Origin of the sequence: Hymenobacter qilianensis (assembly GCF_014638675.1) — a bacterium.
In the GTDB taxonomy this organism is placed as follows: domain Bacteria; phylum Bacteroidota; class Bacteroidia; order Cytophagales; family Hymenobacteraceae; genus Hymenobacter; species Hymenobacter qilianensis.
This window is the reverse complement of record NZ_BMFN01000006.1, coordinates 1-14,614: the sequence shown is the minus strand read 5'-3', so window position 1 is coordinate 14,614 and position 14,614 is coordinate 1. Positions and strand designations below refer to the sequence as shown.

The 14,614-nt window shown below is 45.1% G+C and carries 11 protein-coding genes; 3 read left to right on the top strand and 8 right to left on the bottom strand.

Annotated elements, in window-relative coordinates; genetic code table 11:
- Window positions 1-2: 2 nt before the first annotated feature.
- Window positions 3-1,622, top strand: a complete 1,620-nt coding sequence (locus tag IEW06_RS19710; protein ID WP_188548817.1) for an argonaute/piwi family protein — start codon at window positions 3-5, stop codon at window positions 1,620-1,622.
- A 387-nt stretch (window positions 1,623-2,009) separates the two neighbouring features.
- Here the strand turns inward: IEW06_RS19710 and IEW06_RS19705 are convergent, their stop codons facing one another.
- On the bottom strand, window positions 2,010-2,846 hold the full coding sequence (locus tag IEW06_RS19705) for an HNH endonuclease family protein (protein ID WP_187734557.1): 837 nt from the start codon (window positions 2,844-2,846) through the stop codon (window positions 2,010-2,012).
- Window positions 2,843-4,105, bottom strand: coding sequence for an AAA family ATPase (locus IEW06_RS19700; RefSeq protein ID WP_187734556.1), 1,263 nt, complete (start codon window positions 4,103-4,105; stop codon window positions 2,843-2,845). Before IEW06_RS19700 ends, IEW06_RS19705 begins: the two co-directional genes overlap by 4 nt.
- Before the next feature lie 262 nt (window positions 4,106-4,367).
- On the opposite strand from IEW06_RS19700, the gene IEW06_RS19695 reads away from it, so the two are divergent.
- Together IEW06_RS19695 and IEW06_RS19690 are read left to right on the top strand one after the other, a co-directional pair.
- The gene (locus IEW06_RS19695) at window positions 4,368-5,408 is read left to right on the top strand and encodes a T6SS phospholipase effector Tle1-like catalytic domain-containing protein (protein ID WP_187734555.1); all 1,041 of its coding nucleotides are present in this window, start codon (window positions 4,368-4,370) and stop codon (window positions 5,406-5,408) included.
- 114 nt (window positions 5,409-5,522) lie between these two features.
- Window positions 5,523-6,056, top strand: a complete 534-nt coding sequence (locus IEW06_RS19690) for a hypothetical protein (RefSeq protein WP_187734554.1) — start codon at window positions 5,523-5,525, stop codon at window positions 6,054-6,056.
- A 220-nt stretch (window positions 6,057-6,276) separates the two neighbouring features.
- On the opposite strand, the gene IEW06_RS19685 is transcribed toward IEW06_RS19690, so the two are convergent.
- The 6 genes from IEW06_RS19685 to IEW06_RS19665 form a co-directional block, all read right to left on the bottom strand.
- Entirely contained in the window at window positions 6,277-9,237 is a 2,961-nt protein-coding gene (locus IEW06_RS19685) for an AAA family ATPase (RefSeq protein ID WP_187734553.1), read from the bottom strand.
- 5 nt (window positions 9,238-9,242) lie between these two features.
- Window positions 9,243-9,857, bottom strand: a complete 615-nt coding sequence (locus tag IEW06_RS19680) for an ABC-three component system middle component 1 (RefSeq protein ID WP_187734552.1) — start codon at window positions 9,855-9,857, stop codon at window positions 9,243-9,245.
- Window positions 9,850-11,715, bottom strand: coding sequence for an ABC-three component system protein (locus tag IEW06_RS19675; protein ID WP_187734551.1), 1,866 nt, complete (start codon window positions 11,713-11,715; stop codon window positions 9,850-9,852). The genes IEW06_RS19680 and IEW06_RS19675 overlap by 8 nt, the downstream gene beginning before the upstream one ends.
- 657 nt (window positions 11,716-12,372) lie before the next feature.
- Window positions 12,373-13,332 carry a tyrosine-type recombinase/integrase gene (locus IEW06_RS19670; RefSeq protein ID WP_223285035.1) on the bottom strand — a complete coding sequence of 320 codons (960 nt, stop codon included), beginning with the start codon at window positions 13,330-13,332 and terminating at the stop codon, window positions 12,373-12,375.
- 225 nt (window positions 13,333-13,557) lie between these two features.
- A complete protein-coding gene (locus IEW06_RS20825; RefSeq protein WP_262891930.1) occupies window positions 13,558-13,782 on the bottom strand; it encodes a DUF6122 family protein in 225 nt (74 codons plus the stop codon).
- An 85-nt stretch (window positions 13,783-13,867) separates the two neighbouring features.
- On the bottom strand, window positions 13,868-14,491 hold the full coding sequence (locus tag IEW06_RS19665) for a DUF2911 domain-containing protein (protein ID WP_187734549.1): 624 nt from the start codon (window positions 14,489-14,491) through the stop codon (window positions 13,868-13,870).
- Window positions 14,492-14,614: the final 123 nt, after the last annotated feature.

Here is a 14,614-nt window from a genome sequence, read left to right as displayed (position 1 = left end):
CTATGCTGCCCAAACCTGAACTACTGAGCGAACCTCTGTTAGAATTTGGCGACGACCGCCAGAGCCAAGACCCCAAGCAAGGCATTACTATTGGTGGCTTTTTCTCGACTAGCAACAAAACCCATCGCTCTGAAATTCACTATGCGTTGCTAGGTACACAGCACGGCATTGAGAAGGCACAGGAGTGGATTAAGCAATTTGAGGGCACTATAGAAGCCTCGGACAGCCCCGTAAAAATCAAGTTGGGCGGCAAAATTACGGATGGGCAGGTTGTCGATTATGATGACGACGAGAGTTTGCTATTCGGAAAAAATCCGCTGGGGGATGAGTTGGCAGATGAGGAAGAAATAAAGGACGATGAGGGGAGCGAGTCAACAGAAGCCGAGGAAGTTTTTAAGAACAAGCGCTTAAACCCTGACTTTCCTGGTTTTAATAAAGAGTCAGTTTTTCAGTGTGCGTTCATCAACGATGAAGCCAACAATAAGGCCGTACGGGAAACCCGCATTCAGGAGATACTGACGGAGCCAGACCGGACCCTATTTGATCGGACCGTAGCTATTTGTGATCTCTACCGTGAGGCGTATGTTGACCTGTTAGAAAACAGCCTGTCACTTCCCAACATCTGCTTTATTGTCATCCCCTCTACAGTATTTAAGAAGCTGTCCTCCATTCCTTTCAAAGGCAATCTATTTTTTAACCTGCGTCGGTATCTGAAGGCCCAGTTGATTTCGCTGCCTAACGCCATTCCGGTACAAATCATCCTGGAAGATACTATTCTGGGCAAGAAAAAGTCGATGCAAGACCTGTCAATGCAGGCCTGGAATTTCGTAGTGGCCAACTACTACAAAAATGTTGGTACGCCTTGGACGCTAACTTTAAAAGACAAGCATACATGCTTTATTGGCATTAGCTTCCACAAGGTGCTGAACGCGGAGAACAACCTAGTCCGGTCCAGCATTGCCCAAGCGTTTAACTACGAGGGAAAAGGTATCGTCTTTATTGGTAAGATGTTCAAGTGGGATGCCGACGAACATAACACGCCAGCCCCACACCTAAGTTACGACTACGCTAAGGAGCTGATTCAGGACATTGTGCAGAAGTACAAGAAGTTCAATCAGAATGTGGCCCCTAATCGGGTAGTGATTCACAAAACCACGGACTTCTGGAATTCAGCTACGCATCCCGATTATGCCGAAGTAGAGGGGCTAAAAGATGGTATTCGGGCTGCTTTGGATGAGCACGTCAATATTGACCTCGTGACAGTAAAAAGCTCCTCGATAAAACTGCTCCGCCGGCGCGGCAAGTACCCGGTAATGCGCGGCACCCTACTGCCTCTAGACCGTCAAACGGGTGTATTATACACCACCGGCTACGTGCCTTACTATGAAACCTTTCCGGGCCAGCATATACCGCACCCACTGGAAATATCCATCTTTGAGGGTGAGTCCACTTTGCGCCGTGTGGCTGACGAAATTATGGCGCTTACAAAGCTTAACTTCAACAACTGCAATTTTTTCGATAGTCTGCCTATCACGCTTCGTTTTGCACAAAAAGTAGGCGAAATTATTCAGTATGCTGAAGAAGATGCAACCTTGCCTGATAAATACTATTTCTATATGTAGCTATAGTTAGGAGACAGCAATTGTTATGATGGCTGATTATTAACCACCAAGTTGTTTCACGGGTGGACAAGGTTGCTACTCTTACTACATTACCCGATTAACTTCGCTTCGATCCATTTTAGAGTTTTAGGCGTTCCATACTATTTCGTCAATCGTTAACTGATTCTATGGCTTCATTGAAAGCCATAGAATGGGCCAGCCCATCTTTGGCTTAATCTGATCACTGAGGATTTACCGTTTTACTGCTTAAGGGCAAGGCTACCTAAAGTAGTTTGACTTGCCGCTGTTAGGCAATGCATTTACATTGGCGGCCCCAGCCCCGTAGTCGCGGCAGCTGCTCCTTGCCTAATTGCGTGCAGGTCTTGTATTTGGCGCACCAGCCGGTTACTAAGAGGACTGGGCCTCGAAATACCTGTTCATTCCAGCAAATAAGTAGTCGTTAGTACGCATCTCTTCGAGCTGCTGTAATACTTCTGCTTTTAGCGTTTCATCCGAAAGGTTTGGAAGCGAGCGTTTTAACACCCGATAGATTTTGTAGGTCTTATAGCGGTAGTTTCTGAGTTCGACCCTGTTCAGGCCATAATAGTCCTCGGCTGCTTTCACATGCTCCGCATATTCTGCTTTGGCGGGAACAACCTTAACTTCTCTGGTGAGCTCATCTGCCTCGTAGGCAAAGTACTCCCGCGGATCATCGAAGTAAGGGTTGAGTAAGAAAGCTTTCTCCCTCTGATGTTCAGCCAGATACGATGCTAGGGTATACTCGGCGTCCACGGCGAGGGGATCCGGAGATAGACGGCCGGCCAACTGCTCAATTTCCGCGTCCGTGGTCGTCGCGGAAATGGCGGGGCCCGGAAAAAGAGCATTCCCAGCAATAGGGAAGTTATCACTCTTGTAAACCTGATTGCAGATCTGGCAGGCGTACAAGTAGTTGTCGTAGGTATACGCCAGCCACCAGTATACACTCTTGGGCCGGTAGTGTTCCACGTCCCCGTGGGCAACAATTTCCGTGTTCGCTTCGCAGTACGCGCATTTCCCCCCACTCTCTTTTTTGAGCTGCGTCTTGGCCGTTTTCCAGAAGGCCGACTGGAAGGTAAGCTCCGTAATCGCCCCCCGCAGCAGATCACGGTACGCCAGCAGCAGCTCCTTATCCTTTAACCCTTTTTTGGGCGCGCGAAATTTCGGACTAACGGCCTGCGCACTCCGTTCCCGTTGGAGGGGGATCATGCTTGCTGGGCCTTCAAATTCTGCTCAATCCGCTGCAAGAGATCCATTTCCGGATCGCTTACCAGTGGAGTATTGCGCTGGGGCAGCTCCTGTACGAGTTTTTCCTTCACTTTCGTGAGTTGCTTTTTCTCGGGAGCCGTTAAGCTGCGCCCTTTGGCTTTCAAGCGGGCGTACTGGTCTTTAGTTGCCTCTACTTCCAGGCTCTCGTCCGTTGTTAACCCAAACATAGGCGACATGAGCAGTTGGTTGACCAACAAGGTTTTGGGTGAGCCAATGAAAGGTATCAGTTCAACGATCTGCTGCGCATTTCGCTTCAAGGCATATAGCTCGCCTTCCCCAGCCTGTTGCGCGGTGAGGGGGGAATGGGTCGTGGCGATGACTTGAAAATTAGGCAGCTTCTCACTGATGAAGTCGTAGAGATTCCGTTGCCACTTCGGGTGCAGGTGCAGATCAATTTCATCAATGAGCAGCAGCCCCCGAGCATGTAACGGGTTTTTGCGGTCCTTGAAGGTCTCCGTAATCCGGTAGAGCAAGTCGCCAATCCAGGCGGCCATATTCTGATAGCCGTCACTGAGTTGCTCCAGCGGGATCAGGCCATCGATGGTTTTGAAGATGACCTGCTTTTTGTTTTTGTCAATGGCGTGAAATGTGATGCCCGGTAAAAAGCCATTCAGTGCTTCTTTGATCACGGCCAGGCCACTTTCTCCCGCCCGGTAATCGAGGTCCAGCACCCAGGACGTTAAGGGGTTTAACGCCGCGCCCCCATCAAAGAGATTGCGAATGTTTCCGGAGCGGTTCCCGTAACTACTGGCTTGGGAGCTGTTAGTAAAGGAGTCACTGGATAGCCGCCGGCTGGCCCCATACGCGACCACAAAGTAGTTCCGTTCGGCATTCTCAATGGCCCCATCAATGAGATGCAGGTCTTCCAAGTTATTGGCGATCAGGTTCGTTAAGGTATCACCCCGTTTGATCTTCAGGGATATCTCTCTCTCCTCGCCCTTTTTAGTGGTCAGCCAAGCCGTAATACTGCAGTTGGGTTGCTGCAGCGTGATCCAGCTATCCGTGTTGCCGACGATCTCGCCCAAGGCGTTGCTGCCACAAGTGATTAAGGCAATCGCTTTCAGTAGATTGCTTTTTCCCGTGCCGTTCTCTCCCAACACAAGGGTCCATTGTCGATTGCTGGCCTTCTTCGTCTCAAAGGAGATTTCGAAGTCCGACAGGCACTTGAAGTTCTTAAGTACTAGCTTTTTGAGGAACATGATAGCAGTGGGCGAGGAATGCCTGGAATGAGCCAATAGACCCTAGTGCAATCAAGTATGATGCACCTAAAGGCAACTGAATGGGACAGGAGGCCTTTACCTAACCTTGTAGCCTTTCAACGAATATACACGATTGATCGATGCGCGTTGCGTTTGGTGCAGCAGGGAAGGCGAGCGTAGCAAAGAGTGAAAGGGAGCCTTTATACGCTCAGGGTATGTACCTTTTACCCATTAATAATCAAAGGAGAGCAAATCTTACTACATGCCTAAGCGCTTAGTTATTTTGTGTGATGGAACGTGGAACCGGGCGGAGAACATGGACCGGCGCAAACGGAAGCCAACTAACATCATGAAGCTGGTCCGGGCCATCAAGCCGCTAGCGGAAGATGGGACTGTACAAGTAACCTACTATGATAAAGGGGTGGGTAACCATTGGGGAGTCGACCGCTTTTTAGGGGGTGGTTTAGGCCTCGGGCTGTCCGATAATGTAATTGAAGCGTATCGCTTCCTAGTCTATAACTATGAGCCGGGAGATGCGATCTTTCTCTTTGGCTTTAGTAGAGGCGCCTATACGGTACGCAGCTTAGCCGGTCTGATTCAACACCTGGGTTTACTGCCCAAGCAAGAAGACTTCTTTGTTCCCGAAGCCTATGCGCTCTATCGTCAGCGTCCGGAGAATGGGAAGCGCCAGGAAGAGTGGCAGCGGGAAGCAGCTGATTTCAAAATGAGGCATACGACCCGGTTAATTAACATTCATTTTATTGGGGTTTGGGATACCGTCGGGGCTCTGGGAGTGCCGCTGAGCCTGTTCAGCGTTTTCAATCGTCGCCACTATCGGTTTCATGACCACAGCCTGTGCCCCTGTATCCAGCACGCGTATCAAGCCTTGGCAGTGGACGAGCACAGAAAAACCTTTCGGCCGACGCTATGGGAAAATGTTGTCGCTGGTCAAATTCTGGAGCAACGCTGGTTCAGCGGGGTCCATACTAATGTGGGGGGAGGGTACGAAAAAGATGGCTTAGCGAACATTACGCTCCATTGGTTGAAGTCGAAGGCCGGAGACCTCGGCCTAGAGATAGATGAAGCCTTCCTGAAGTATTATAAACCTTGGTTCGGGGATGAGCTTCGGACGTCGATGACTTGGTACTACCGATTGTTGGGTAAACACGTTCGACCCATTGGCCTAGGAGCAGGCAGTAATGAGATGATCGATGACAGCGTCCTCAAGCGAATGCAGCATCTGTCAGGCTATAAGCCAGTAAATGTGCTGGAGGCGTTGAGTAGGTCAACAGCTAATCGATAGCGTTTAGCAGGAGTTTACCCGTCGTAGCGGTCATTAGCTAGCAGCTTAGTGCTAAGCAGACAATTACAGATGGCTGTATAGGTGGTGTTTTTAAAGCTTGATTAACAAAATGGCATGTTCAATTTCGAGAACCTAGATCAAAAAACGCGGCAGTATATGCTCCTTGAAGCGCAGGAAGCGATCCGAACCAGTCAACTTAATTACAGCCAGCGATTTACTGAGCAGGGTATTGAACGATATCCTCAGCTACTGTTGGAAGCCATCCAGAGTGGCAATGAGCGGACCTTGGCAGCTGCTTTGAAACAGCAGGAGTGCTTCAACTCGCACGAAAAACACGGGGCGGTAGTGCGGAAGGTGCCCGAAAACGCGGAATTAACCTTTGCGGAAGGAGAATTCAATAACTTTTACATGCGGGGGGTTTGTCACCGGGCCTTTGGGGAAGGACATATGGTGGAGATATATAGGGCCAAAGCAGCGAGCTCTCCTCGCGTCGCCTCAAACTTGATAGAAGGCAATCTCGAAGATCCTCGACGAGTTTTGTTGCTCATCAAGAACAGCTTGGATGGCAGTAAAAGAGGAAGTGGTATGCCTGCTGGGTCCAACTCTGGCCTCAGTGTCCGTTTAACTGTAGTCCCAGTGCAGAAGTGATGTTTCAAGTAATTATAGCTCATTTATGATCAATTGAGGCCTTAAGTAATCACTACCGATAAGTAAGCACTTCAGTGTGATCGCCATTAAAGGTTAAGCTTACTAAATAAGCTTCATCAGTAAAGGGTTTATGGCTCAGCACTTCAAATGAAATTCTTATGAGCTTAGCCTATTTTACATCACCCGAACTATAATCTAGCAATCAAGAAGGACTACTGGATTAAACAAATACTGCCTTAACGCCATCAGCAGTGGCATGAAGGGTACATAGTCGTCCAGGTATTCCATCGTTTTCAAGTTTACGCATAAAGTAACGAGCCTGAGCAGAATCATGTGTCGCCAACATCACTTGAAATTTCTTCTCAGCAATATAATCTCTGAGAAGGTCAAAGACGCCGGAAGCATGAACTAAGTCATGATGCTGAGTAGGATCGTCAAGTAGCAATGCAGGCCATGGCATCCATTTATAATGCTGAGCAAGAGCCAACAAAAAAGTTAATTGCAAATCAGTAATTTGAGCTTCACTTGCAACGTGAGTCACACGAGTATTTTTTCCATGAAGGTTCACATTTACATCCGCATATTGCTTTTTATAATGACTATAACTATCTAAACTTGTATCGGAGAAACGTGGATCTACAACTATTCGCTTTAAAAGGCTGTTCCAAATAGGATTGATAGATTTAATTAGTTCATTGACTCTATCTAATTCGTGTGACAGCCGATTCGCAAAACTATTTAAAGTGGCTATTTTTTCATTAATTAACCCAAGTTTATCAACTAATTCATCTTTTATATTATTTAATCGAACGGTATACTCTGCTTCAATAAAATCTCCTTTTATAGTTTTTATACTCGATACAATACTCAAGTACTCCTCATAAGCACCCCACCTAGCTATTTCCCCATCAACATAGTTTAGGGTGTCAAAATATTCTTGAAATTTTGCCGCTCGGGTATCACAATCTGCAATTGCCTGATTAAGGCCATTATGATTTGGCTCACCTTTTAGTTGCAATGAAAACCAAATTGCCTTATACTCGCTGAGAGTAGTAGTAATATTCAATATTGTTTTTTCTGAAAAAACAATATTGCTAGCAGCTTCATAAAGCACATCTTGCTCCTCTTTTATTTCCTTCTTAATATATGCAATGTTAAGCTTAGCCTTCTCCACATCTAATGCACTAGCTTCAAGCTTACCGGATATCTCCTCATAGTATTCTAATGACACTTCAATAATCTCTACATCGTTCGCATTTACTAATTTAGTAAGCTGTTCTGTTAGAGAATGCAACCGATTAACATGGCTAGCCTTTTGTGTTTCTAAGGCTTCCCAGCGGCTTTCAAGTTTTGCTATTTGCTCAACTGAAGGCTCAGGCAGTGTATCAACTCTTTCGCGCTCTAGTGTTGCGATAGCATTCTCATTATCATTAATAGCATCTTGTAGTTGTTTTTCCGCAAGTTCAAGCGAACTAACACCTGGAAATACATTAGCTATTATATACTCAATATTATGAACAGATAATACAATGTTATCTTCAACATTTTTTAATAAAGTGCTTGCCTTAATGTATTCATTATTAGAATCATTAATATCCTTTGATATATTATTAATTTGGCTTTTTAGTTTGTCAATTTTACTAGCACTCTTTTGTAACTCAGGGTTGATAGAAGTCAATGCATTGTCCATCCGTCGGCGCAACTCTGTTGGCTCATAAACTTGCTCACAAACAGGGCACTGGCCTTTGTCAGAAGGTAAATTAGTAACTATTATACCTACGGCAGAACGAATAGAATCAACGGCTGAGTTTAAAGAATTAAAAACACGCTGTGCTTCCTCCAGTAAACTTTGCTGCTTCTCTTTTTTCTTAATAAATTCTCTTACAATATCTAATTTCGCATTATGGTCTGCAACTAGGCTTGGCCTTATATCACCTTTGAGTGTAGCGATGGTTTTATCATATTCTTTCCATTTCTCTAAAGAAGATTTTTGGTGCGATAATGAATTTTTCTTTTCAGCTAATGCAACACTCATCTTGAAAAAAGACTCATGTAGCGAATATAGATCAGAAAGTTTTTTGTACTCAATAAAGGCCAGTTTTACCTTTTCATTAGCTTCATCAATTGACCTTTTGACGTCTTCTACTTCCCATGTTGTATTATCAAGTTCAGCCCTTAAACTGAACACATATTGGCAATGCTCCCATCGATTGAGAGCATGATTATATGCCTGTTCTGCCAAACCTAGAAGTTCTGAAGCAGAACTTTGGCGTATTTTAAGCCTGTTAATAGTGCTATCTAATCTGTCTTTTGCTTCTACAAGAGATAGTGTTTCGCGCTTAATTGTTAATAAACTTTTAGTCAGCCTAAGATACTCATCAACCGTAGGTCGTAATGCGCTCAAAGAAATAGTTAAACTTTTATTATTTTCAACAACTCTATTCAATAAAGCAAGTACTTCATTTTTCTGGCTTTTCAACAAAAGTAAGTCATCAACAAATGAAAAAGCCGCACCATTTAATTGGTTGTTAACGGAGGATATTTGGTTAAATAAATCAGACGAGGATCTAAGCCGCCTTAGCTTATCAACGTTAACAAGTGAATCACGCTTGCTTAAAAGACTCAGCCATTTACTCAAATCTTCTTTTGCGTCTTCAACATCACGTGCGATAGAGTCACGGAGGAGGGTTGAAGCACGTTTAGCGCTAATTACTACTTTATTGGCTTGAGTTGCTTCACGTCCAATTGAAAGATAATCTAGCTGTTCGCCAGCTGAAGTACTTTGGGATTGAACAAACCACCCCTCAGCTCGCTGACTAAGCAAATGCGTTAACCTCAACAGATAAGGAACGTTTTCGAACGGTGTTGATGGGAATAACTGAGTCTGGTTACCTGTGAGTACAGGAGCGGAATCTTTAGATAGTGTTACCTCGCAGTATTTACCGGAATGAAAATCCAAACGCACATAAGCCTCATCACAGTTATCACGGATCAAGGGGCTTAAATCCTTCCCAAGTCTTTTGACAGCACCTGTAAGTGCCAGTTCAATTGCCTCAAATATCGATGTTTTACCCGTACCATTAGGCGCATAGAATACTGTAGCACCTTCGCTAATATCTATATTAACATCATCTGCAAAGCGACGTATGTTTCGGATTTTAATATTCTTGAGCTGCTCCATATTCCTTAAGAAATTTTAAACAGCACCTCAATTAATTCATGACCTGATTTTCCTGATAGCAAAGCAGTTTTCCAACGCTCCTGTTCACTGGAATCAAACCACTGATGCTGTTGAGAAACCTTCTCTAAAGCCAAACTCAGTGGGTCGATTATGCTATCAGTACTTCCATTGCCTACGACTGGCTCAATGAATGTTCTGCTTAAAAATTCTGGCACTGTTTCTCCTGGGCGAAAAATATATTTCCTGCATATTCTATCACTTGATTCAATATTCGTGCATTGTTCTATGGATAGATTCTCATCTTTTATAACTACAAACATATACAAGTCGCCATTTTCTGGCTCTAATAACTCATCCTTGATTAGTGCCGCCCAGCGCAAAGCATCTTTGAATTCATTATAATTATTAAGCACAAGAACTAATATGGTTCTCACCCCACCTATACCATCTATGTTGCGCCTCAGTCTTAAGACTGCCTTATCTAACAGCTCTTTCGCTGAGTCGAACTCAAACATATTTTGTTCATCATTACCAAGAGTTAAGAACCTATCACTAGCTAACGCAGTTATATTTTTAACTAGTAATTGCGATGTTATTTCATTAAAATTCGAATCACTCATTTTCAGTAAGGTTTCTGGCCGCCAAGCTTTTTTTCAGTTTACCATTCAGATACTCTTTAATATCAGCAATAATGCCCTGCCTAATTAATCTATTAACTGTGGGGTTATTTGTGACAAGTAATATTGGTTGACGAGGGCTAGCCATGCTACCTGCAAAGTCAGTATCATCAATTAAACTCTCCTGTAGTACAGTACTTGATGACGCGTCAATTCTTGATAATACAAGAATTTTTGAAGGCTCCTTTCCTATTAAAGCCGAAACGCCATCTTCTGTGATTTTGCGTACACGCCGAGTCTGGCCAAAAGGTCCGCTCCAATGACTTAACGCCTTAACACTGATCGTTAACTGTGTGTCAATAGTATCCCAGTTACTGTCTTTGTCTCCTATACAGATAACCACTACCATCAATAGAAGTATGCCATCAGCAACCATTGAAGTTGTTTTAGGTCCAAATCGGAGCTCTGCAGAGATATCTTCACCTTCCGCCTTGGGATGCAACATCGATTGACATAGTAACTTTTGCTTGTCTATATCTTTATCAAGTTCATCCTTCCAAAGCTGCCACCTATCTTCTACTGCATCGCGTAGTTCAGAAGAAGGCAGCTTTTCCAACTTGCGTAAAATGTGATTACCTATTAGTTCCCAAGACTTTTTGTGCATTTCGATAGAAAGCAGTTCAGCCTCAGCTTCAGAATCTCTCAACTTTTCTAAGACACGTTTATCAGAAGAAACATAACAGTCACTATCGTCCTGCACATGCAAAGCTTCACAATCATCCTCGCTAATACCTAATGTCTCGCCGACCAAATTCTTCGCTACAATACTCCAAGCACTTTTGTCGCTTACATGTGCAACTGCAGCAGGTTGAATATGTAGTAGCAACCTAATAATTGCCTTTGGTAGTGGACCACTAGAATGGTCTTTAGAATAATATTTAAGTATGCCTGCACCTGGAGGGCCCCAAAGGGTCGGTACTATACTTGAAGGATGCTCAATAAAACCAAACCTCCTATCATGTATACCTGAAACATTCCAACCACCTTCATCCTTTCTAAACTGCGTCCATGATACAGTAGAAGGGAGTAAATAAGAAAGCAAATCGAAGAGCAATGGTCTTGGAGTTACCGCACTAGTAAAACTTGAGTTCTCATCAATAAAGCTAACCAGCACCCGTAGAACATCAGTCGGTTTACTAAAGCATGTAGAGAGCTCTCTTTTTGTATCGGCATCAATCTCGTTTTCACCAAAACACTGCCTTACTTCAAACACACGTAAAGCGTTTAGTATATGAGCATGATCAACAAACCCACACCATGTTCTGAGCCAATCAAATATTTTTTTTGCCGTAGGGCTCGCTTGTTCTAAAGCCTGTAAACCCGCTGATGTGGTTGTGACCTTTATTTGCGTTTGACAAAGCTCATATAATTCTTTTAATGATAATCCTTCTTTGATATCAATACGCAAATCAGGGATTAATATCGAAAAGCTGCGCTTTAGCCTCTGAGTTGCAACTGCTGGATCTAGTAAGTAAGCGCCCAGCTTATGCATTGATTCATCTAAAGGAGATAAGTCCCTTAACATTCCCTGTCTCGGTCCTGAAGTATAGTTATCTCTTACTGGCTTGAAACCAGGCGTACAAAAGGAAGAGTTTTGCCGCTTTATTTGAATGTGCTGATAATGATCAGTTGATAGCTCAATAACAAGGTCATCCCACTTCTCAACTCCACCTTGTTCACTACCAATACTCAGGGAATGAGATCTGCCGCTAACGAATGAGGTTAGCATAGTAGAAACCAGATTTGCCGCTATAGCAAGCTCATACTTTTTAGTTTGTTCTAATCTGAGCTTCTTAAGCATAATACATAAGTCTAAAAATCCCGAATTTCCTATAATGATACTGTCAAAATTGCACCAATCTATGAATACATAATCCTGTAAACAAGTTTGCTTTGATAAGTCACTTAGAATTAAATGGATGTGTATAATAATTTCAAGATCCCTACTAGCTAAAAAACATTCATGTTGTGATCTAGTATAACTAATTTATTAGTTTCAACTTAGAGAAAGCAGTACTAAAAGCGCAATTAATTACCGTAATCTGATGTAACTCAGTACTAATTTATAAATCAATAAAGCCATTGTTTTTTGCAACGAACCCAATTTCATCATGAAATATTTTTATATATAGTTTATTCTTAGCAAAGTGTAATTATTATGGGCAAGTGCTGAGCTGCTGTTGCAGTCAAAGCTACTTTATTGGTCATGGGCAATAATAAAAAGGCCCACTGTCATAGTAGGCCTCTACGCTCGGTGCTAAGTGGCACACACCTAGGAATTGATAACATGATACTGGTTTGTATTATGCAGTTACTTTCACACAGGTTCTCCGCTATCATTTGGAGTGATTTGAGGTGTCTTAATTATGCCTAAAATATCGAACCAGTAATAAAACCCTGCCTATTATCTTTTTTGTAATCCTCTGTTCTTAACAATCTTTTAATACTTCATTTAGGACTATAACCCCAGTTCCTTAGCCGAGTTGTGCTGGCGCACATTATCAAGGCGGGTATAGCGGCGAATCATGGCGCTGGTCTTGTGCTTGGTCTGGTTCATGACCTTGGAGTCGTCGGCCCCGTTGAGCTTGGAGACGGTCACGAACGAGGCCCGCAGGGAGTGGGCCGTATAGCCCGGGCCCAGGTACTGCTGGGCAATCAGGTTGATGTACTTGGTCGTCATCCGCCGGGAGGTGACCTGTTGGTTTTTGCGCAGCGAGACAAACACGGGTCCTTCCGACCGACTAAGTACCCGCAGCCAGGCCTGTAGGGAGCGAATGGGGCACAGCGCCGGGTCGGGCGAGTAGAAGATAGCCTTTTCTTCGGCCTGGCCTAGCTGGTTGGTCTTGCTTTTGTCGAGCGAGACGACCAAGCCTTCCTCGTCGAAGGCTAAATCTTCGAGGTTCAGTGCTTCAAGTTCCGACCGGCGAAAAGCTCCGGTAAAGCCGAGCAAGAGCAAAGCCCGGTTGCGCAGCCCCGTGGGCGTTGAGACGTCGATGCTTTTAATCGTGCGCTTGAACGAGGCCAGCGAAAAGGCCGCCGCCTGCTTGATGCGGGTCTTTTTCTCGCGGGCAATGCCCTTGAGCAGCACTTTGATCTTTTTGTCCGCCGTGGGCGAGTCCAGGCCCGCCAATTCGTGGGCTTTGGCGATGGCGGCGGCGTGGCGCTGGATCGTGGCCACTTTCTTGCCGGCGTCCGCCAGCTCGGTCAGAAACCCGGCCAGCGCCTCGGCCGGGGCGGGCAAGAATTCCATGCCGTGCAGGGCGCACCACGTCGTGAAACGCTGCCAGTCCCCGGCGTACGCGCGGATGGTGTTGGCCGCCCCGCGCAACCCACTTTCGACGTAGCGGTGGGTGGAGTCGATGAGGTGGGCCGGCACCTGGGCAGTGGGTGCAGACGGGACGACGGGCAGGTTGCTCACGGTAGCTATATACTATTAGGAGTAAAACACCCAAAAATGGATGAGCTTTCTGCGTGCAAGATAAGGACTGATAACTTAATCTTATCAGTCCTTATCGCGGGTAGTTGATCAGGGCGTACGCATCAAACCTAGCGAAGGGCCTTTGCGGCGCTAGTGCCGTTTTACCATCAGCTAGAGCATTCAGGTTTTCGAACGCAGTAGGCTCTCACAAGCTAGAAAAGAAGTCTAGAATTTTTGCTGCGTACGCCCTGGTCCATACACGGGGATAAGCCAGTATTGGTGCAGCAGCTGATACCCTACGCTGCACCGGTTGGGATCAACAATTGGATTGGCCAGCAGGTGGTCTAAGTCTAGCAGGATCCCTGCCAGCAGCAACAAGGTGGCTCGCTTGAATAGTGACTGATAGAACAACCACGCAATAGCCATTGGAACAACCACAGGCAGCACCATATGTAACAGGAAAGCGCCGCTCATGCCAGTACTTTTGCCTATCTAGGAAAGCAACGCTAACTGTTTGCCCTTGCCACCATACGTATTAGAAGTTCGTGCTTACTGGCAAGGAAACTTGGACTTTCTCCCAAGAAATGGTGATTGCTCCTTCTTCGGTAGTAGTAGCATGTATCTCGTACTTAAGTCTTTCCTGGTGTTGATCAAGCGTTTTCGGCTTTACCTTTACCCGCAGAACGTCTTTTTTCTGATCATAGTCATCTGCCAGGTGTTGCTCATAATCTTTGTTCAGGATGATGGTCCACTCTTCTCTCCCCGGTATAGTGAATAAGGCATACGTACCTGCTGCCACTTCCTTTCCGTCAATTGTTACTGCCTTATCCAACTTGACAGCAGTTGCTTTGTGTGCCCCGGTCACCCATACTTGGTCAAATGCTACTAGTCCGCCCCAGATTGTCCGATCTTTCACACCCGGTGAGTGATAGGTAATGTGCACGTTGGCCTTGCCTATCTTTCCGTTGGTTTCTGACGGAATACTTTTCTTGATGGTATCTGGCTGAGATTCCGTAGAGGCAGAGATTTGTTCCTTATCATCTGCTTTTGTAGTCAGCTTGGCCTGGGTTTCATCTTCGTGTTGGCTGGGATTGTTACAGCTGACAGCTGCTACAACTGCCAAAGCACCTGCCAAGAGGTTTAAATAGGTTGTCTTCATTATTTGTTGATGGTTACCAAAATATTCTCCAGGTGAATGTCTGAAAGTTTTTTAAGGCGCTCGGTTAGAAAAGCTTTGTCCAAGTGTTCCAGCGAAGCGGTGTCAGACAGGGGTTCAAAATTT